Genomic DNA, 17,205 nt, shown 5'->3' on the forward strand with positions numbered 1-17,205 from the left:
GGCGGAGAAGAAACCGCGGTTACCCGAATTCAGAATGAAAGATGTCACACGATGAATGATGCAACGTCCTATACGCCGCCGAAGGTCTGGAAGTGGGAACAGGAGAACGGCGGTGCCTTCGCCAATATCAACCGTCCCATCGCCGGGCCGACGCACCAGAAGGAACTTTCGGTCGGCAAGCACCCGCTGCAGCTCTACTCCCTGGCCACGCCGAACGGCGTCAAGGTGACGGTGCTGCTGGAGGAACTGCTGGCCAAGGGCCACACGGGTGCCGAGTACGACGCCTGGCTGGTGAATATCCGTGACGGCGAACAGTTCGGCAGCGGCTTCGTCGCGGCCAACCCGAATTCCAAGATTCCGGCGCTGGTGGATCACAGCACCGCGACCCCGACGCGGGTCTTCGAATCCGGCTCCATCCTGCTGTACCTGGCCGAGAAGTTCGGTGAGTTCCTGCCGAAGGATCCGGCGAAGCGGACCGAGACCCTGAACTGGCTGTTCTGGCAGATGGGCAGCGCACCCTATCTGGGCGGCGGCTTCGGCCACTTCTATGCCTATGCGCCGGTGAAGATCGAATATTGCATCGACCGTTTCGCGATGGAGGTGAAGCGCCAGCTCGACGTGCTCGACCGTCAGCTTGCCGACAACGAGTACATTGCCGGTGACGAGTACACGATTGCCGACATGGCGATCTGGCCCTGGTATGGCGCGGTGATCAACAACGCGGTCTACGAGGCGGCAGAGTTCCTGGATGCCTCGTCCTACAAGAACATGGTGCGCTGGACCAAGCAGATCGGACAGCGTCCGGCCGTGAAGCGGGGCCGCATGGTCAATCGTGCCATGGGCGAGCCTTCCTCGCAGCTGCGCGAGCGCCATGACGCCAGCGACTTCGAGACCAAGACCCAGGACAAGATCGAAGCCGCAGGCTGATCGCGGCTGTCTTCTACCTGCCAGCACGACGAGCCCGGGCCAGACCCGGGTACCCGGCCGAACAACGTCACGATGGGCGACTGGGCCCGCGGATCAGGTCCGCGGGCGTCGTGGTGGGGTGGGGAGTGAGAGATCACTTCGCCACCCCCAACCACGTCGTGCCCGGGCCTGACCCGGGTGCCCAGCCGTGCCGCGTGGCCGATTCCATCATTCGACGGAACGCTCTAGGTGCTGATGACACGGACAGGTTTGCCGTCGATGAAGGCAAGGATGTCTTCCAGCATCTTCTCGTGAAACATCTGCCAGGTATCCTCGGAGACATAGCCCACGTGGGGCGTCAGGATCACGTTGGGTGCCTTCCGGATCGGATCGTCGGCGGGCAGGGGCTCTTGCGCATAGACATCGATACCGGCACCGGACAGGGCACCTGACTCCAGTGCGGCGATCATGGCGGGCACATCGATGATGGGGCCGCGCGAGGTGTTGATCAGGGTCGCGCCCCGTTTCATCCGGCTGATCGCGTCGGCGTCAAGCAGCCCCTCCGTCCGCTCCGACAGCCGGACATGCACCGAGACATGGTCGGAACTGGCCAGCAGTTCGTCGAATGAAACACGTTTCACGCCGACTTCCGCCGCACGGGATTCGGTCAGGTTCGCGCTCCACGCCAGCACGTTCATGCCGAAAGCCTGCGCGTAGCCGGCAACGCGCCCGCCCAGCTTGCCAAGGCCGATGAGGCCGAGCGTGCTGCCCGCCAGGCTGTGCCCGATCTCCTGCGGTTGCCAGCCGCCGCTTGCCAGGGCCGCCATCTGCTGCGGCATCCGGCGGGCCAGCATCAGCAGCAGCGTGAAGGTCAGTTCCGCCGTCGGGTGGCCCGGCCCCTCCGTTCCGCAGACGGTGATGTTGCGGGCGCTTGCGGCGTCCATGTCGATGGCGGCATTCCACATGCCGGTGGTCACGATCAGTTTCAGGCCGGGCAGGCGCTGCATCAGCGCCGCCGTGATCGGCGTGCGTTCCCGCATCACGCACAGGATATCCACATCACCCAGCCGGGCGGCGAGGGCATCCGGATCGGGAATGTTCTCGTTCACCACGATCAGCTCGGCATGCGGCGGCAGGCGGGTCCAGTCGGCGTAGGCGCGGGCGACGTTCTGGTAGTCGTCGAGGATGGCGATCTTCATGCTGGCTGTTCCCCCCTGTCTGGCCGGGTCATGGCAATCATGACCACAAGGGTAACATGCGCGCGCCGCCATTGTGCTGTCAGCCCCGTTCGGTCACTCTCGGCGGAGGTCCAGTCAATCGGGGGAGGAGAGACGATGACCGAGGAGTTGTCCGGTATCAGGCCGGAGGAGGAATACCGCGCGCATCTTGCCGAAGGGCGATTCATGCTGCTGCGCAGCCGGTCCAGCGGGCGCTGCATGTTCTATCCCCGCGTCGCCGAGCCGGTGACGGGAAACACCGATCTTGAATGGGTCGCCGCATCGGGGCGGGGCACGGTCTATTCGACGACAGCCATCGGCCAGCGCCCGCCGACGCCGTCCTACAATGTCGCGCTGATCGACTTGGAGGAAGGCCCGCGCATGATGAGCCGGGTCGAGGGGCTTGCGGCCGAGGACGTGCAGATCGGCATGGCGGTCAAGGCCAGGGTGGCAGACGAGGACGGGACCCCCATCGTCGTCTTCGACCCCGCCTGAACGCTGCATTGACCCCGAGGATCAGATCATGAATGGATTTCCGCGCGGCAAGACCGCAATCACCGGCGCCGCCACCTTCGGCATCGGGCGCAACCCCGGCCTCAGCAGCATGGACATCGCGGTGAATGCCAGCATCCGCGCCCTGCGCGACGCGGGCATCACGCCGGGCGATGTGGATGCCCTTTACATCTGTCTGCCTGACAACTTCCTGTCCGGGCTGACGTTCACGGAGTATCTCGGCATTCAGCCGAAGATCACGGAGAACAACCGGACCGGCGGCTCCGCCTTCCTGACACACCTGCAGTCGGCCTGTCTGGCGCTTGATGCCGGTCTGTGTGACGTGGCGCTGATCGCCTATGGCAGCAACCAGTTGTCGGGTGCGGGAAAGCTGGTGACGCCAAGCGGTGCCGACCCCTACGAAGGCCCCTACAGGCCGCGCCTGCCGGTCAGCGCCTATGCGCTTGCCGCCGCGCGGCACATGCACGAGTACGGCACGACGCCGGAGCAACTGGCCGAAGTCGCCGTCTCCGCCCGGCAATGGGCCAACCTGAACCCCGACGCCCATATGCAGGGGGATCTGACGGTGGACGATGTGCTGCAGGCACGGCGCGTTTCCACGCCTCTGGGGGTGCGGGACTGCTGCCTGGTGACGGATGGGGGCGCGGCAATCGTCGTGACCCGTGCCGACCGCGCGAAGGACCACAAGTCAAAGCCCGCCTATGTGCTCGGCGCTGCGGCGGCGACGTTCCACCACAATATCTCGCAGATGCCCGACCTGACTGTCACTGCCGCCTCCGAAAGCGGGCCACAGGCCTTTGCCCAGGCAGGCGTTGGTCCGAAGGATATCGATGTCGTGGAACTCTACGACGCCTTCACCATCAACCCGGTCCTGTTCATGGAGGATCTGGGGTTCTGCGCGAAGGGCGAGGGCGGGGCCTTCTTCGAGAACGGCCACACTGCCCCCGGCGGCGCTCAGCCCGTGAACACCAATGGCGGCGGCCTGTCCTGCGTGCATCCCGGCATGTACGGCCTGTTCACCCTGGTGGAGGCCGTGCAGCAGATCACCGGAGTCGCCGGTGCCCGTCAGGTAGAGGGTGCGAAACTGGCCCTCGCCCATGGCAGCGGCGGTTACCTGTCCAGCCAGGTGACGGCAATCCTGGGGACGGAAGAGACCCTCTGACCCGAAGGGCGATGGTCTCTCCCTTTCCCGGTTTCAACGTCCCTTGAAGTTCGGGACGCGGCGTTCGGCGGTGGCCTTGATGCCTTCGCCGAAATCCTCCGTGGTGCGCAGCTTGTCCTGAATGGCAAGCTCGTGATCGGTGGCGGCCTTGACCCGTTCGGCCAGTCCCTTGCGCATGGTGGCGCGGGTCTCCAGAACGCCCAGCGGTGAGTTCTCGGCGATCTCGGCAGCCAGTTCCATGGCGGCATCGCGCAGTTTCTCCTGCGGCACCAGCACGTCGACCAGGCCCATCTCTGCCGCTTCCTCGCCCTTGATGCGGCGGGAGGTGTAGAACATCAGGTTCGCCTTCGACGTGCCGATGACTTCCGGCAGGGTCGTGGTCAGGCCGAAGCCGGGATGGAAGCCGAGCCGCGTGAAGTTGGCGGCGAAACGTGCCTCCGGGCAGGCAACGCGGAAATCCGGCATCATGGCCAGACCCAGGCCACCGCCGATGGCCGCGCCCTGGATGGCGCCGATCACCGGCTTCGGCGTGCGGAACAGGCGCACGGCCTCCTGATACAGGTTGCCGCCCTTGCCGATGTTCTTGCTGTCGTCGCCGCTGAAGTCGGCACCGGCACAGAATGACTTGCCCTGCGCGCAGAGCACGATGGCCCGGCAGTCCGCCTCCCGCCCCAGATCCTCGAAACAGTCGGCGATGGCCCCGATCAGTTCGAAGTTGAAGAAATTGTGCGGTGGGCGCTGGATCTCGACCACGGCGACGTGGTTGTCCAGCGTGACGCCCAGTTCCGGATAATTCCCGTATGCAGTCATGTTCTTCCTCCCCAAATTCTGTTGTCGTGCGCCGTCCCTGTCAGGACGCCTTCGAGAATCGATCCCCCTTCAGGCGGATGCCCGCAGCCTCCCGGTCCCAGGTATCCGGCGTCACCGCTTCTTCCCGCAGCATGGCCTTCTGGACCTTGGCCGTCGGCGTCTTCGGCAGTTCATCGACGATGCGGATGTAGCGCGGCACCATGAAGTGCGCCATGCGCGGGCGCAGGAACTCGATCAGATCGACGGGATCGATCTTCTGTCCTTCGACAGGCGCGACGACAACCATCACCTCGTCCTCGCTCATCTCGTTCGGGACGGCAATGGCGGCGACTTCGCGTACCGCCGGATGGGCGCCGACATCAGCCTCCACCTCGAAGGAGGAGATGTTCTCGCCCCGGCGGCGGATCGCGTCCTTCATCCGGTCGACGAAGTAGAAATTGCCTTCTGCATCCATGCGGAAGGCGTCGCCGGTATGGAACCAGCCGTTCCGCCAGGCCTTCGCCGTGGCCTCCGGGTTGTTGTAGTAGCCGGAGTTCATGCCCCAGGGCCGGTCGGTGCGGATCATCATCTCGCCGATCTCGCCCACCGGCACCTCGCAGTCGTTGTCATCGACCAGCCGGACCTCTACGCCATCACGTGCCTTGCCGCAGGTGCCACGAATCTCCGGGTTGGGTTCGGAGAAGATCGGCGTGGAGACCTCGGTCATGTTGAAGATCGTGTAGACCTCCACCCCGAAGCGCTTCGCGAAGGCCTTGATGTCACCGGCCAGCGGCACCATGAACATCACCCGCAACGGGTTGTCGGCATCGTCCGGGGCAGGGGGAATCTTCTCGATGAACTGTGCCATCACCCCCAGCAGGAAGGTCGCCGTGGTCTCCGTTCGCCGGATCACGTCCCAGAAGGAGGCGGTATCGAACCGCTCCACCAGCGTGATGGAGCCACCGCGCACCAGCATGTTGTAGGTGATGCCCGTTCCGCCGATGTGGAACAGCGGCAGGTTCACCAGGTAGCGGTCCTCCCCCGTGATGCAGGGCCAGGATTCCGGCCCCGCATTGGAATAGATGTGCAGGTAGGAACACAGCACTGCCTTCGACGGGCCGGTGGTGCCGGAGGTGAAGATGATCTGATGCGGGTCCCAGGGTTCGATGCTGCGCTCGGGCGCTGCCAGTGTGCCGGACGTCGGCAGCAGGGCCGCGTCATAGGTGGTGCAGTCCAGCCCCTCCACCGTGACCGCATCACCGACGCAGATCAGCCGCTCCAGCTTCGCCGTGTCGACCTCCGACAGGCGCGGAGCCAGGTCCGCGTGCGCCACGATCAGGCGCGCGTCGGAGATATTGACCACATGCGCCAGCAGGTTGCCGCGATAGCTCGTGTTGATGCCGACATAGACCGCGCCGATGTAGTTCAGCGCCAGGAAGATGCGGACATTGGCCGGCGTGTTCGGCAGCCAGACGATCACGTGGTCGCCCTGCTTCACGCCCTGCTGCTGCAGGCCCAGCGCCGTCTGGATCACCAGATCGCGCAGTTCGGCATAGGTCCAGGTGCTGCCGTCGTCCAGCACCGCGAAGACCTTCTCCGGCGCTTCCCGGTTCCAGCGCTCGACCAGATCACGGACCACCACCTGGTCGCGCGACGGAATGCGCGGGTCCGTGGTCTCGGGCGAGGGGGGGAGGGTTTCAACCTTAATGTCTGTCATCAACTCTGCCTCTTGGGTACTGGAATGGATCGCGGCTGGGGAGGCACCATGATCGTGGCGGCAGGCTACCAGCCGCGACGCTTGCTCCGCAATTGCCAGCGGGGCCGCCGTTGCCTGTCATGTCGCGGGCGCAGGCCAGCGCCGGTCAGGAAACGATGGCACCACGCTCGATGACATACTCCCTGTCGGCGACGGCGTGCGTATGGCTCAGCTCCGACTGCGCGATCAGGATGGACCGCTGGCTGGCGCGCAGGGTGCCGATGACCTCCGACAGCCTGTTGGCCAGCGCCGGGGCCACACCCTCGAACGGCTCGTCGAGCAGCAGCAGCCGTGATCCGGCCATCAGCGCGCGCCCGAGGGCGGCAAGTTTCTGCTGTCCGCCGGAGAGCAGCAGGGCCTTCCGGTCCTTCATGTCCGCCAGTTCCGGCATCAGGTCATAGATGAAGTCGAGGCCGGGCTGCTGTTCGATTGCCGGGTTCACCCAGGCGGGCAGCAGCATGTTCTCTTCCACGGTCAACTGCGGCACCAGCCGCCGGTCTTCCGGCATGTAGCCGATGCCAAGGGCGGGACGGCGGTAGGCGGCAAGGCCGGTGATGATGTCGCCGTCGAACCTCAGTTCCCCGCTGCGGGGCCTGGTCATGCCCATGATGGTGCGCATGGTGGTTGTCTTCCCGGCACCGTTGCGGCCGACGAGGCTGACAAGCTGACCAGCACCGATTTCCATCGAAAGGCCACGCAGGATGGGGGTGGACTGGATGTCCACGTCGACGTTGGCGAGCGACAGCATCATGATGTCGCCTCCGCAGGCGCGGTGCCGGTGACATAGCGCTGGACCTGCGGGTCGCCGAGCACTTCGTCGGGCGCATCATCGGCAATGATCCGCCCGTCATAGAACGCCAGCACCCGGTCGGAATAGCGGGTGACGATGTCCATGTCGTGCTCCACGAACAGGGTCGTAACGTTCTCGGCGGCCAGCGCCTCCATCACCAGATCCATGATCGGGAACTTCTCCTCGGCCGCCACGCCGCTGGTGGGTTCGTCCAGCAGCATCACCTTCGGGTGGCCGCACATGGACATGGCGATGTCCAGCAGCTTGCGCACACCTGCGGACAGCTCGGTCATCAGCCGACCGCGATGCTCCTCGATCCGGAACCGTTTCAGGATCTCCATGGCGCGATCCTCGGCCTCGCTCTCGCGTGCCTTGCGGAAGAACGACGGTGGTTTCGGATCGGCGATGGCGAGGGCAACGAGCACGTTCTCCAGAACCGTCAGTTCACTGCAGAGCTGCGGGATCTGGAACGAGCGGCAGATGCCTGCACGGGTCACTTCCCGGGGTCCCAGGCTGGTGATGTCCCGCCCCTGGAACAGGATCGTCCCCTGATCCGGATGCAGATAGCCGGTCACCATGTTGACGAAGGTGGTCTTGCCCGCGCCGTTTGTGCCGATCAGCGACCAGACCGCCCGCTCAGGCACGGAAACGGTGATGTCATGTGCTGCGGTGACGGCACCGAAGCTCTTCATCAGGCCCCTTGTCTCCAGGGCCGGCGCTTCTGTCTTGGCCGAGGTGCTCATGATCCGCCCTCCCGCCTGCGGTGGAACAGGGACCCGAGGCCGTTCGGCAGGGTCAGGATGATGACCAGCAGGAAGACGCCAAGCACCATCTGCCATGTGTTCGGGAAGTAGAGATTGGAGAAGGACCGCACCAGCTCCAGGATGATCGAGGCCACGAAGACTGCCGGGATCGACAGGTAACCCGCCAGGATGGCGACGAAGACGAACTCACCCGACGTGGTCCAGTAGGCATATTCGGGATCGACGTGACCGATGGCGAGGCCGGTGATGACACCACCGATGCCACCGAGCATGGCCGAGATCACGTAGTTGATGGCGTTGGTGCGCCGCACCGATGCGCCGAGATACTCCACCCGCAGCTCGTTGGACCGGACGGCGAGAGAGACCAGCCCGTGCTGGCTGTCGAAGCCGGTTCGCAGAACGGCCCCGATCGCGACCACGATGACGGAGGTATAGAGGTACAGCGACAGCGAGAGCGCGCGGCCCTCCGGCGCGTAGCCCGCGAAGGTCGGCGCGGCGACGTTCAGCCCGTCCGTGCCGCCCAGCGAGTTCATCTTCGACAGGATGCCGTAGAGGATCATCGACAGCGACAGGGACAGCATCGCGAAGAAGATGCCGCGATAGTTGGCCAGCAGCGGCCCGAAGATGCCACCGATCGCCAGGCAGGCGAGCACGGAGATGCCGGTCAGCACGAAGATGTCGGTCAGCCCGGCGAAGTTCGCCATAAGACCGGCGACATAGGCCCCGATGCAGAAGAACAACCCCTGGCCGAAGGACACCAGCCCGGCCCGCATCTGTACCACGATGCCGAGCGACACCAGGGCCTTCGCCAGCCCGATGGTCATCAGGAACAGCGCCCAGTCGGGCAGGGCGAAGCCACCAGCGACCAGCAGTGCGAGCGCCAGCAGTGACGCAACGCGGATGTCGGATAGCGCTTTCATATCTTCCTCGTCTGGGTACGCACGAAGATGCCCTCCGGACGGAAGATCAGAACCACGGCCATCACGAAATAGATGATGAACAGCTCCAGCTCCGGCATCAGGTGGACGGAGGCAGCGCGGGAGATGCCGACCATGACCGCCCCCAGGGCCGCGCCTTCGATGGACCCGAGTCCACCGATGATGATGACGGCGAAGGCGACAATGATGACATTCACGCCGATGCCGGGGGAGACGGAGATCATCGGCGCGGTCAGTGCGCCACCGAAGGCCGCCAGGAAGACACCGGCGCCAAAGGCGAGCAGGAAGACCTTGTCCACGTTGACACCCATGGTCTGGCTCATTTCCCGGTCATGGATGACGGCCAGCATGACCTTGCCGCGCCGCGTCCGGTTCAGGAAGTACCAGACCGCGAACCCGGTGACAGCCGAGACGGCAATGACCAGGAAGTCATAGGCGACGTAGAACAGCGGTCCCGCCTCCACCATGCCCAGCAGGTCATAGGGTTCGTAGACGAACAGGGGATCAACGCCCCAGATCAGCTTGATCGCGTCCTCCAGGATCAGGAAGACGCCGTAGGTGACAAGGACGCCGATGACCTCGTCACGATGATAGAAATGGCGCAGCAGTCCACGCTCCAGCAGCGGCGCGATGACGACCGCGACCAGCAGGGCCGCCAGCGCCATCACGGCGTAGGAGCCGAGCGGAAAGGCGTCGCCTCCGTAGGCGAAATAGATGCCGACAGCGGTCGCGGTGCTGTAGGCGCCGATGGCATAGAGGCTGCCATGGGCAAGGTTGAGGATGCCGAGCACGCCGAAGACAAGCGTCAGGCCCACCGAGACGATGAACAGCCAGGCGCCGTAAATCAGCCCGTCAACCAGAATGACGAGAATGAGGTCCATGTGGTCCGCCCTGAAGACGGCCGGCACCCCGGGGAGTGCCGGCCGGTTCGCATCAGTTCTTTCGGATCAGACGTGCAGGCTCAGTTGCACTTGGCGCCGGGGAAACCGGCCTTGATCCAGTCGACTGCCTTGATGCCATTCGGCGGGTTCACGCATTCGGCGTCATAATATTCGACATCGACCAGGGTCATTTCGCCCGCGGCTTCGTCCCACTTGGTGGTGCCGATGGCGTTCGGCTGGATCGCCTGATGACCGTTGCCCAGCGCCATGGTGATGGTGCCGGACGGGGCTTCCCAGGTCAGGCCCTTCATGGCGGCAGCCATCTGCTCGGCAGTCGGCTTCTTGCCGCCATTGGCCTTCATCGCCTTCTCTACGGCCGCCTTGACGCCCAGCAGACCCTGCCACATGCGGAACGGAGCCTGGACGGGGAAGACGCCATATTCGGCCTTGTAGCGGTCCCAGAGCAGGTCGACCAGTTCACCGCCCTTGGCATGCGCAGCCAGACCGTTCATGCCACGCGCGCCCAGGATGATGCCATCGGGCATCTTCTGGCCAAGCTGCGGGATGACATGGTCACCGGCGGCCAGCGCGATCTGCATCCGCTTGTGAATGCCACGGGCCGAGGCCTGCAGCATGAAGGCCTGAAGGTCACCGCCCCACAGCGACGAATGCAGCAGGTCCGGCTTCTCCCGCATCACGGCGGAAATCTCGGTGCCGTACTGACCGGCGAAGATCTTCGGGAACAGCGATGTGGTGGCCTTCGCGTCCGGCATCAGGACGCCCATGGAGGCAACGAAGTCGGCCCAGCTGTCATGGCCCCAGGCATAGTCCTGGTTGACGCCCGCGAAGGTGCCGACCTTGATGCCACGGGACGTCATGTACTTGGCCAGGGAGATGTTATCCATCGCCGCATGGGCCGCGGTGCGGAAGACGTAGTTGTAGGAGCCTTCCTCGAAGACGCGCGGGGTGCCGCAGTCATAGAGCACCAGGAATGCCTTCAGTTCCTCCGCCACCGGCGGAACGGCGAGGCAGTCGCCGGAACTGACGTAGCCCAGCACGGCGTCGACCTTCTCGCGCTGCACCAGGTTGCGGAATTCCTGCACCTGCTTGGTGGCGCCACCGGCCTCATCGATCTCGATGGCCTCGATCATCATGCCGCCGAAGCCCTTCTGGTCGTAAGGGGCAGGCAGTTCGCCCTTGTTCAGCATGTCGATCATCAGCTTGCCGCCGTTCCATGCGGGCACGCCGAAGCTTTCGGCCGCGCCGCCGGACAGGAACGTCACGACGCCGATCTTGAATGTCTCTGAATGCGATGCCGCCTGTGCGCCTGCCGCAATGCCGAGCTACAGTGCTGCCGCTGCGGTCGCGCTGACGAGGCGCTTGACCGTAGTTCTCATTTTTTCCCTCCCGAGGATGGACGCTTTTTATCCAGCGCCTTGATCGGCACAACAGTAAGTCAATCCGGGGGGCGGTCAACCACCGTCCCCCGGGCCTGTCTCGACAGGTTGTTGTGCGAAGCCCTCAGGAGAGGGATTCAGTCGGCGGCGTCACCCATCTGCTGCAGCGGCATGCGCGGGCTCTGCGGGGTATCGGACGTCATCTCGATCCCCTCGTAGTCGTTTCCGGCAATCTCGGTGATCCGCTGCACGTACTTGGGCGAACCGCCGTTGTAGACGAAGTACCGGACCTTGCCCTCCTCATGTCCCTCGACGTTGGAGTTGTAGCCGGTGAACCAGGACTTTGCCTTCCGCATCAGCATGGTCGAGTACATCTTCTCGACATGCGAGGTCCAGCGGGCCTCTGCCGCTTCCGACGCATTGAAGCGGGTGAAGCCATGCTCGCGCACGTACTTCAGGAACGCCGTGCACCAGTTGACGCCGGTCTCGATCCCGCGCGGATAGTTGGTGGAGGCCGAGCCGCTCTGCGGACCGGCAGGCATCAGCATGTTCGGAAAGCCGTGCACGAACATGCCGAGGAAGGTCGAGGGACTGTCGAACCACTTCTGCCGCAGTGTCTGGCCACCGATGCCGCGGATGTCGATGTGGTCATAGGCACCGGTGATCGCGTCGAAGCCCGTGGCATAGACGATGATGTCGAACTCGAACTCCCGGTCGGACGTGCGGATGCCTTTTTCCGTCACGCGCTCCAGCGGCGTCTCGCTGATGTCCACCAGTTCGACATTGTCGCGGTTGTAGACCTCGAAATAGCGCGTCTCCAGCGGCACCCGCTGGACGCCGAAGCCATGGTCCTTCGGGATCAGTTTCTCGGCGATGACCGGGTCGTTCACGCGCTGGCGGATACGGTCCGCGATATATTCGGACATCTCCGCATTGGCATCCTCATCGGTGAAGATCTCGCGGAAGTTCTGCAGCCAGATGCCGAAGCCGGGTTCATCGTAGAGGCGGTCCCACAGCTCCAGCCGTTCCTCCCGCGTGACCTCCCAGAAGCCGCGCCTGTCGGGCTGATGCTCGAAACCGCCCGGGCTCTTTGCGCAATTGGCAAAGATCTCGTCGTAACGCTTCCGGATGTCGGCCATTTCCTCTTCGGTGATCTCGCTGTTGTTCAGCGGCGCGCTCCAGTTCGGGCGGCGCTGGAACACGGTCAGCGAACCGACCTTGTCGGCGATCTCCGCGATCACCTGGATGGCGGTGGCGCCTGTGCCGATGATCCCGACCCGCTTGCCGTTCAGGTCCACCGGCTCCTGCGGCCAGTAGTAGGTGTGGAACGACTCGCCCTTGAAGTCGTGGATACCCTCCACCCTGGGCATCGTCGGCTGCGACAGCAGGCCAAGGCCCATGATCAGGTAGCGGCAGGTGAGGGTGCGCCCGTCATCAAGGCTCAGCCGCCAGATGTTCTCAGCCTCGTCGTAATGGGCGGCCTCTACCTTGCAGTTGAACTGCATGTACTTGCGCAGGTCGAACTTGTCGGCGACGAAGTTCAGGTAGCGCAGGTTCTCTGGCTGGCCGGAGAACCGCTCCTTCCAGTGCCATTCGTCCAGCAGTTCCCTTGAGAAGGAATAGCCGTAGGTGTAGCTCTCCGAATCAAAGCGCGCACCCGGATAGCGGTTCCAGTACCAGGTGCCGCCCAGATCACCGGCGCTGTCCAGCACGATGGCATCCATGCCCATGTCGGTCAGCGTCTTGATCTGATAGATTCCGCAGACTCCGGCCCCGATGATGATGGCCTCGTGGTCCGGCGCGTTCTGCATTGCCATAGCTGTCGACATGGTGATCCCTCCTGACGGATTTTCTTGCGCCCGAACTCTGATCCGGACGCAGATATTCACTGTTTGGAAAGACCGTACCATACTTTGGCGGATGAGAAAATACCCATCAGTAATGTTAATGAAATCAGTGTATTATGCTGAAATCATGGGAGAATTCGGGTGGCAGTTCACCTGGAGAGCCTGATCCGTGTCCCATCGTGCGCCGCCCGGCAGCAAAGGCTGGCTGCACTTCCCGGCTCCTGACAGGTAGGCTGCAGGGATCAATCCGCGCGAAATCCGTTCGAAGGTTCCGACACCACCATGCTGCTTGTCCAGATCACCGATACCCACATTGTCGCGCCTGGCGCGCTGGTCTACGACCGCTATGATTCCGCTGCCGGGTTGCGGGCAGCCGTTGCGCGGATCAACACGCTCCCCGTCCGGCCGGAACTCGTGCTGGTGACCGGTGATCTGACCCACCACGGGCAGAAGGCGGAGTACGATCATTTCCTGGAGATCATGACCGGTCTGCAGGTGCCATGGCACGCCTTGCCGGGCAATCACGACACCCGTGACCCCTTCCTTGACGCCATGGCCGGGCATCTGGGCGACACCCGCCTTGCGGGTTTCGGCCAGTTCGCCATCGACGCGGGGCCGCTGCGGGTCATCGGGCTGGATACGCTGCACGACGGGCATCATGACGGCACCTTCTGCGCCCAGCGTCTGGCCTGGCTCGAATCCGAACTGAAGGTGACGCAGGGGCGACCCGTCGTTCTGGCCATGCACCACCCGCCCTTCGCCACCGGTGTGCGCTGGATGGACGTGATGAACCTGGACTGGGTCAGCCCGCTGGAGGCGCTGGTGGCCCGCTTTCCGAACGTGCAGGCGGTGCTCTGCGGCCATGTGCACAGGCCCATCACCACGCGCTGGGGCGGCACCGTGGCCCGGATATGTCCCGGCACGTCATATCAGGTGGCACTGGATCTGACCGGACCCGACCCGCATCTCTGCGCCGATCCGGCCGCGATTGGCCTGATCTCCTGGGACGGGCAGCGCGTGATCTCGGACGTCCTGCCGATAGGTGGGGACCCGGAACCGCTGCAACTCATGCAGCCCGACATGATGGCGCGGCTCGCCGCCTACGCCGAAGCCCATCACGGGATCATCCCGAAGGACGTTAATGACCGTGTCCGGGGCCTGTCACCGGGCGGATGATCTGCCGGTTCATGGCGAACTGCTTGTGGATTGCGACTCGAGCCAAAACTGCTGCGGTTAGCTTGGATTGGTTGAGTTTTGATCAATTGAGAATTATAGAAATGAAGAAATTTTTGAATCTAGGTGGCAAATATGACCAATGATTTCAGAAATATCGCTAGCATACTTGCCGATTGGTCGCACCCACACTCAGGTATTGTTATATACTTGTTTGGCAGTAGAGTTCGCGGGGATCACCGTTCTGGCAGCGATGTCGATGTACTTTTTGACTTTGCGAGCCCGAGCGACTCGTCGACTGCTTGGCTGACGGAGATGGAAGCAGAAGACTACGCTTCGTTGAAGATTCAATTGCCTGGGCCGTTGGAACTATTGGAGCGCAGGAGCCAGCTGGACACCCGCAAAATCCTGGCCGATTTTGCGGCGGTCTGATTCACTACCTCCCTGATGGTACGGGAGGATCGGATGCGTCAGCGGGGACTGTTTGGACTATCGGAGCATCTGGAAGCATTGAGCCGGGACGGCGATCCACTGGAGGTGCTTGATGCGACGGTCGATTTCGAGCATTTCCGGCGCTGGCTGGTTGAAGGGTTGGGCTATGGCGATGGTCGCAAAGGCGGTCGCCCGCCATTTGATCCGGTATCGATGTTCAAGGTTCTGATCCTGCAGGCGCAGCACAATCTGAGCGACGCGCGGATGGAGTTCATGATCCGGGACCGTCTGTCCTGGATGCGCTTTCTCGGCTTCGATCTCGGTGCGCCGACGCCGGATGAGAACACCATCCGGCTGTTCCGCAACAAGTTGACAGAGACCGGCACGCTGCAGCGGGTGATGAAGGCGTTTGACTGGCAACTGCACAAGAAGGGCTATATCCCGATGTCAGGCCAGATCGTGGATGCGAGCCTGGTCCCGGCACCGAAGCAGCGCAATACCGACCCCGAGAAGGAGGCGGTGAAGGCTGGCCGCACTGCGTCCGAGATCTGGCCCGACGAACCGAACAGGGCGGCGCAGAAGGATACCGACGCGCGCTGGACGCTGAAGGTGGGCGGCAAGGTCCGCACCCGGCCCGACGGCGTGCCCTTGCCGATGATCGCGTTGCCGGTCTTCGGCTACAAGTCGCACATCAGCATCGACCGGCGGTTCGGCTTCATCCGCGGCCAGGCCGTGACCTCGGCCTCGGCGCCGGATGGCCGACAGTTACAGACCGTGGTCTGCACAGACAACACGTCCGGCGAGGTCTGGGCCGACAGCGCCTACCGCTCGCGGCGCAACGAGAAGTGGCTGGCAAGCCGGATGCTGGTCAGCCGCATCCACCGGCGCAAGCCCGCAGGCAAGCCGATGCCGAAGGCCACGGCCCGCGCCAATGCGAAGAAGTCCTCGATCCGCGCCCGCGTCGAGCATGTCTTCGCCCACCAGAAGAACCGCTACGGCCTGTTCATCCGGACCATCGGGATCAAGCGGGCCGAAGCCAAACTGACCCTGGCCAACCTCGCCTACAACTTCGACCGTCTGATCTTCCATGAACGCAGAGCCGCCACAGGATGAGTCCGTCCAGAACGCCGGTCACCCACCAGCCCGACGCCAGATCAGGCCGTCGGAACCGGAAACCACCGGTTCAGAACATCCGGGTGCAGGCCGTGTCTTCCACTCGGCGAAATCATCGGGTTAATGCGGGTGTCCAGCTAGCTCCAAAGGTAAGGCAAGCTTCCAAGAATTCCGTTCACCGAGACCGCAACGTCATATGTGTTTGGCTACCTTCGGCGCGCGGCTAGCGAGGGCAGCTTCGCTGTATACCTAGTATTGCGGTGGGCATGTGGCTGGGGGACTAGGATTCGAACCTAGATTGACGGAGTCAGAGTCCGCTGTCCTACCATTAGACGATCCCCCAGCAGGTGCCGTCAGGCAGGGCCGCTTCTTACGGCCCCGGAACCACGGTGTCAACTGATGCAGCATGCGTTCTATGGACTTAACATTCCTGCGCTCCGGTTGGTATGTTGGCGGTTGGGTGATCTCATGTTTCACCGCTGCGCGTTCTGCGGCGGAGGAACCCAACAGGCGGGAGTTTACAGGTGTCAGGCGGGGTCTTTGATCGGCGACGGGAGCGGTGTTATGCGGCTGTCGATCTTGGCACCAACAACTGCCGTCTGCTGATCGCGCAGCCGTCAGGCGATTCCTTCCGTGTCGTCGATGCCTATTCGCGCATCGTGCGGCTGGGGGAAGGGGTCGCGGCCAGCGGCCACCTGCACGAAGCCGCGATTGACCGCACTATCGATGCCCTGAAGATCTGTGCCGACAAGATCGCCCGTCGTGGTGTCTGGGACCTGCGCTGCGTCGCCACCGCCGCCTGCCGGGCCGCGGGCAATGCGGAAGGCTTTGTTGATCGCGTGCGCCGGGAGACCGGGCTGCGCATCGACGTCATCGATGCGGAGGAGGAGGCGACGCTGGCGCTTTCGGGCTGCATGTCGCTGCTCAGTGGTCACGAGGGTCCGGCGCTGGTCTTCGATATCGGCGGCGGCAGCACGGAGTTCGCGCTGGCCCAGCCGCATGAGGGGCGGAGCCACCGCCTGTCGCGATTCGCCACCTTTCCTGTCGGCGTCGTCAATTTCGCGGAGGATTTCGGCGGTGACATCGTTGATGACGAGACCTATGCCGCCATGGTCGCCCGGGCGCGGGAGATCTTCTCCGGGTTTGCCAACTCGGTCGCCAGCGACTTCGATCTGAACGCGCTGAAGCTGGTCGGCACCTCCGGCACTGTCACCACACTGGCCGGGGTGTTCCTGAACCTGGTGCGCTATGACCGCGCCGCCGTGGACGGGCTTTCGATCCCGTCCCGCCGGATGACGGAGATTTCCGGTCACCTGCAGCGTCTGTCGCTGACGGAGCGGGCGGAGCATCCCTGTGTCGGGCCGGGACGGGCCGATCTGGTGATCGGTGGCTGCGCCATCCTGCAGGCCATTCTGGACCTCTGGCCCGTACCGGACATCACGGTGGCGGACCGTGGCCTGCGCGAAGGCATCCTGCTGCGCCTGATGCGCGAAGACGCGGCCCTGATGGCCGCCGGAGACTGACGCG

The 17,205-nt window shown here is 63.8% G+C and carries 16 protein-coding genes and 1 tRNA gene; 7 read left to right on the forward strand and 10 right to left on the reverse strand.

The genetic code is table 11. The features are described 5' to 3' along the window. The first annotated feature begins 51 nt into the window (after positions 1-51). A complete protein-coding gene (gene yghU, locus QGV55_RS06045) occupies positions 52-927 on the forward strand; it encodes a glutathione-dependent disulfide-bond oxidoreductase (protein ID WP_281017752.1) in 876 nt (291 codons plus the stop codon). Positions 928-1,151: 224 nt separating this feature from the next. On the opposite strand, the gene QGV55_RS06050 is transcribed toward yghU, so the two are convergent. Further along, entirely contained in the window at positions 1,152-2,105 is a 954-nt protein-coding gene (locus QGV55_RS06050) for a D-2-hydroxyacid dehydrogenase family protein (RefSeq protein ID WP_281017751.1), read from the reverse strand. Between the two features lie 135 nt (positions 2,106-2,240). Between QGV55_RS06050 and QGV55_RS06055 the strand changes: the two genes are divergently transcribed. After that, on the forward strand, positions 2,241-2,618 hold the full coding sequence (locus QGV55_RS06055) for an OB-fold domain-containing protein (protein ID WP_281017750.1): 378 nt from the start codon (positions 2,241-2,243) through the stop codon (positions 2,616-2,618). A 28-nt stretch (positions 2,619-2,646) separates the two neighbouring features. Beyond that, positions 2,647-3,798: a thiolase gene (locus QGV55_RS06060; RefSeq protein ID WP_281017749.1), complete on the forward strand. Its 1,152-nt coding sequence runs from the start codon at positions 2,647-2,649 to the stop codon at positions 3,796-3,798. 33 nt (positions 3,799-3,831) lie between these two features. Here the strand turns inward: QGV55_RS06060 and QGV55_RS06065 are convergent, their stop codons facing one another. The 8 genes from QGV55_RS06065 to QGV55_RS06100 form a co-directional block, all read right to left on the reverse strand. After that, positions 3,832-4,608: an enoyl-CoA hydratase/isomerase family protein gene (locus QGV55_RS06065; RefSeq protein ID WP_281017748.1), complete on the reverse strand. Its 777-nt coding sequence runs from the start codon at positions 4,606-4,608 to the stop codon at positions 3,832-3,834. A 40-nt stretch (positions 4,609-4,648) separates the two neighbouring features. Beyond that, positions 4,649-6,304 (reverse strand): AMP-binding protein, encoded by a 1,656-nt coding sequence (locus tag QGV55_RS06070; RefSeq protein WP_281017747.1) that lies wholly within the window; start codon positions 6,302-6,304, stop codon positions 4,649-4,651. 145 nt (positions 6,305-6,449) lie between these two features. Beyond that, positions 6,450-7,094, reverse strand: a complete 645-nt coding sequence (locus tag QGV55_RS06075) for an ATP-binding cassette domain-containing protein (RefSeq protein WP_281017746.1) — start codon at positions 7,092-7,094, stop codon at positions 6,450-6,452. Next, complete coding sequence (locus tag QGV55_RS06080) at positions 7,091-7,876, reverse strand: ABC transporter ATP-binding protein (protein WP_281017745.1); 786 nt, start codon at positions 7,874-7,876, stop codon at positions 7,091-7,093. The genes QGV55_RS06075 and QGV55_RS06080 overlap by 4 nt, the downstream gene beginning before the upstream one ends. Further along, complete coding sequence (locus tag QGV55_RS06085) at positions 7,873-8,817, reverse strand: branched-chain amino acid ABC transporter permease (protein WP_281017744.1); 945 nt, start codon at positions 8,815-8,817, stop codon at positions 7,873-7,875. The genes QGV55_RS06080 and QGV55_RS06085 overlap by 4 nt, the downstream gene beginning before the upstream one ends. Continuing rightward, the gene (locus tag QGV55_RS06090) at positions 8,814-9,716 is read right to left on the reverse strand and encodes a branched-chain amino acid ABC transporter permease (protein WP_281017743.1); all 903 of its coding nucleotides are present in this window, start codon (positions 9,714-9,716) and stop codon (positions 8,814-8,816) included. Before QGV55_RS06090 ends, QGV55_RS06085 begins: the two co-directional genes overlap by 4 nt. Positions 9,717-9,796: 80 nt before the next feature. Then, the gene (locus QGV55_RS06095; protein ID WP_348638811.1) at positions 9,797-11,053 is read right to left on the reverse strand and encodes an ABC transporter substrate-binding protein; all 1,257 of its coding nucleotides are present in this window, start codon (positions 11,051-11,053) and stop codon (positions 9,797-9,799) included. Between the two features lie 197 nt (positions 11,054-11,250). Beyond that, on the reverse strand, positions 11,251-12,942 hold the full coding sequence (locus tag QGV55_RS06100; protein WP_281017742.1) for an NAD(P)/FAD-dependent oxidoreductase: 1,692 nt from the start codon (positions 12,940-12,942) through the stop codon (positions 11,251-11,253). A gap of 300 nt (positions 12,943-13,242) precedes the next feature. Here QGV55_RS06100 and QGV55_RS06105 point away from each other — a divergent pair, with 300 nt between their 5' ends. From QGV55_RS06105 to QGV55_RS06115, 3 genes are all read left to right on the forward strand, one after another. Then, the gene (locus tag QGV55_RS06105; protein ID WP_281017741.1) at positions 13,243-14,136 is read left to right on the forward strand and encodes a phosphodiesterase; all 894 of its coding nucleotides are present in this window, start codon (positions 13,243-13,245) and stop codon (positions 14,134-14,136) included. Between the two features lie 132 nt (positions 14,137-14,268). Next, positions 14,269-14,565, forward strand: coding sequence for a nucleotidyltransferase domain-containing protein (locus QGV55_RS06110; RefSeq protein WP_281017740.1), 297 nt, complete (start codon positions 14,269-14,271; stop codon positions 14,563-14,565). Between the two features lie 33 nt (positions 14,566-14,598). After that, complete coding sequence (locus QGV55_RS06115; protein ID WP_281017739.1) at positions 14,599-15,678, forward strand: IS5 family transposase; 1,080 nt, start codon at positions 14,599-14,601, stop codon at positions 15,676-15,678. A gap of 269 nt (positions 15,679-15,947) precedes the next feature. Here the strand turns inward: QGV55_RS06115 and QGV55_RS06120 are convergent. Next, positions 15,948-16,021: transfer RNA gene (locus QGV55_RS06120), tRNA-Gln, on the reverse strand. Between the two features lie 181 nt (positions 16,022-16,202). Between QGV55_RS06120 and QGV55_RS06125 the strand changes: the two genes are divergently transcribed. Further along, positions 16,203-17,201: a Ppx/GppA phosphatase family protein gene (locus QGV55_RS06125; protein ID WP_281017738.1), complete on the forward strand. Its 999-nt coding sequence runs from the start codon at positions 16,203-16,205 to the stop codon at positions 17,199-17,201. The last annotated feature ends 4 nt before the right edge of the window (positions 17,202-17,205 follow it).

This window comes from Minwuia sp. IMCC3009 (genome assembly GCF_029909415.1).
Taxonomy (GTDB): Bacteria; Pseudomonadota; Alphaproteobacteria; order Minwuiales; family Minwuiaceae; genus Minwuia.

What these genes read in the sequence shown, in the direction of transcription:
- QGV55_RS06055 (WP_281017750.1), top strand. Translation starts at nt 2,241, where the DNA reads ATGACCGAGGAGTTGTCCGGTATCAGGCCGGAGGAGGAATACCGCGCG.
- QGV55_RS06080 (WP_281017745.1), bottom strand. Translation starts at nt 7,876, where the DNA reads ATGAGCACCTCGGCCAAGACAGAAGCGCCGGCCCTGGAGACAAGGGGC.
- QGV55_RS06060 (WP_281017749.1), top strand. Translation starts at nt 2,647, where the DNA reads ATGAATGGATTTCCGCGCGGCAAGACCGCAATCACCGGCGCCGCCACC.
- QGV55_RS06105 (WP_281017741.1), top strand. Translation starts at nt 13,243, where the DNA reads ATGCTGCTTGTCCAGATCACCGATACCCACATTGTCGCGCCTGGCGCG.
- QGV55_RS06100 (WP_281017742.1), bottom strand. Translation starts at nt 12,942, where the DNA reads ATGTCGACAGCTATGGCAATGCAGAACGCGCCGGACCACGAGGCCATC.
- QGV55_RS06075 (WP_281017746.1), bottom strand. Translation starts at nt 7,094, where the DNA reads ATGATGCTGTCGCTCGCCAACGTCGACGTGGACATCCAGTCCACCCCC.
- QGV55_RS06085 (WP_281017744.1), bottom strand. Translation starts at nt 8,817, where the DNA reads ATGAAAGCGCTATCCGACATCCGCGTTGCGTCACTGCTGGCGCTCGCA.
- QGV55_RS06110 (WP_281017740.1), top strand. Translation starts at nt 14,269, where the DNA reads ATGACCAATGATTTCAGAAATATCGCTAGCATACTTGCCGATTGGTCG.
- yghU (WP_281017752.1), top strand. Translation starts at nt 52, where the DNA reads ATGAATGATGCAACGTCCTATACGCCGCCGAAGGTCTGGAAGTGGGAA.
- QGV55_RS06090 (WP_281017743.1), bottom strand. Translation starts at nt 9,716, where the DNA reads ATGGACCTCATTCTCGTCATTCTGGTTGACGGGCTGATTTACGGCGCC.
- QGV55_RS06115 (WP_281017739.1), top strand. Translation starts at nt 14,599, where the DNA reads ATGCGTCAGCGGGGACTGTTTGGACTATCGGAGCATCTGGAAGCATTG.
- QGV55_RS06050 (WP_281017751.1), bottom strand. Translation starts at nt 2,105, where the DNA reads ATGAAGATCGCCATCCTCGACGACTACCAGAACGTCGCCCGCGCCTAC.
- QGV55_RS06065 (WP_281017748.1), bottom strand. Translation starts at nt 4,608, where the DNA reads ATGACTGCATACGGGAATTATCCGGAACTGGGCGTCACGCTGGACAAC.
- QGV55_RS06070 (WP_281017747.1), bottom strand. Translation starts at nt 6,304, where the DNA reads ATGACAGACATTAAGGTTGAAACCCTCCCCCCCTCGCCCGAGACCACG.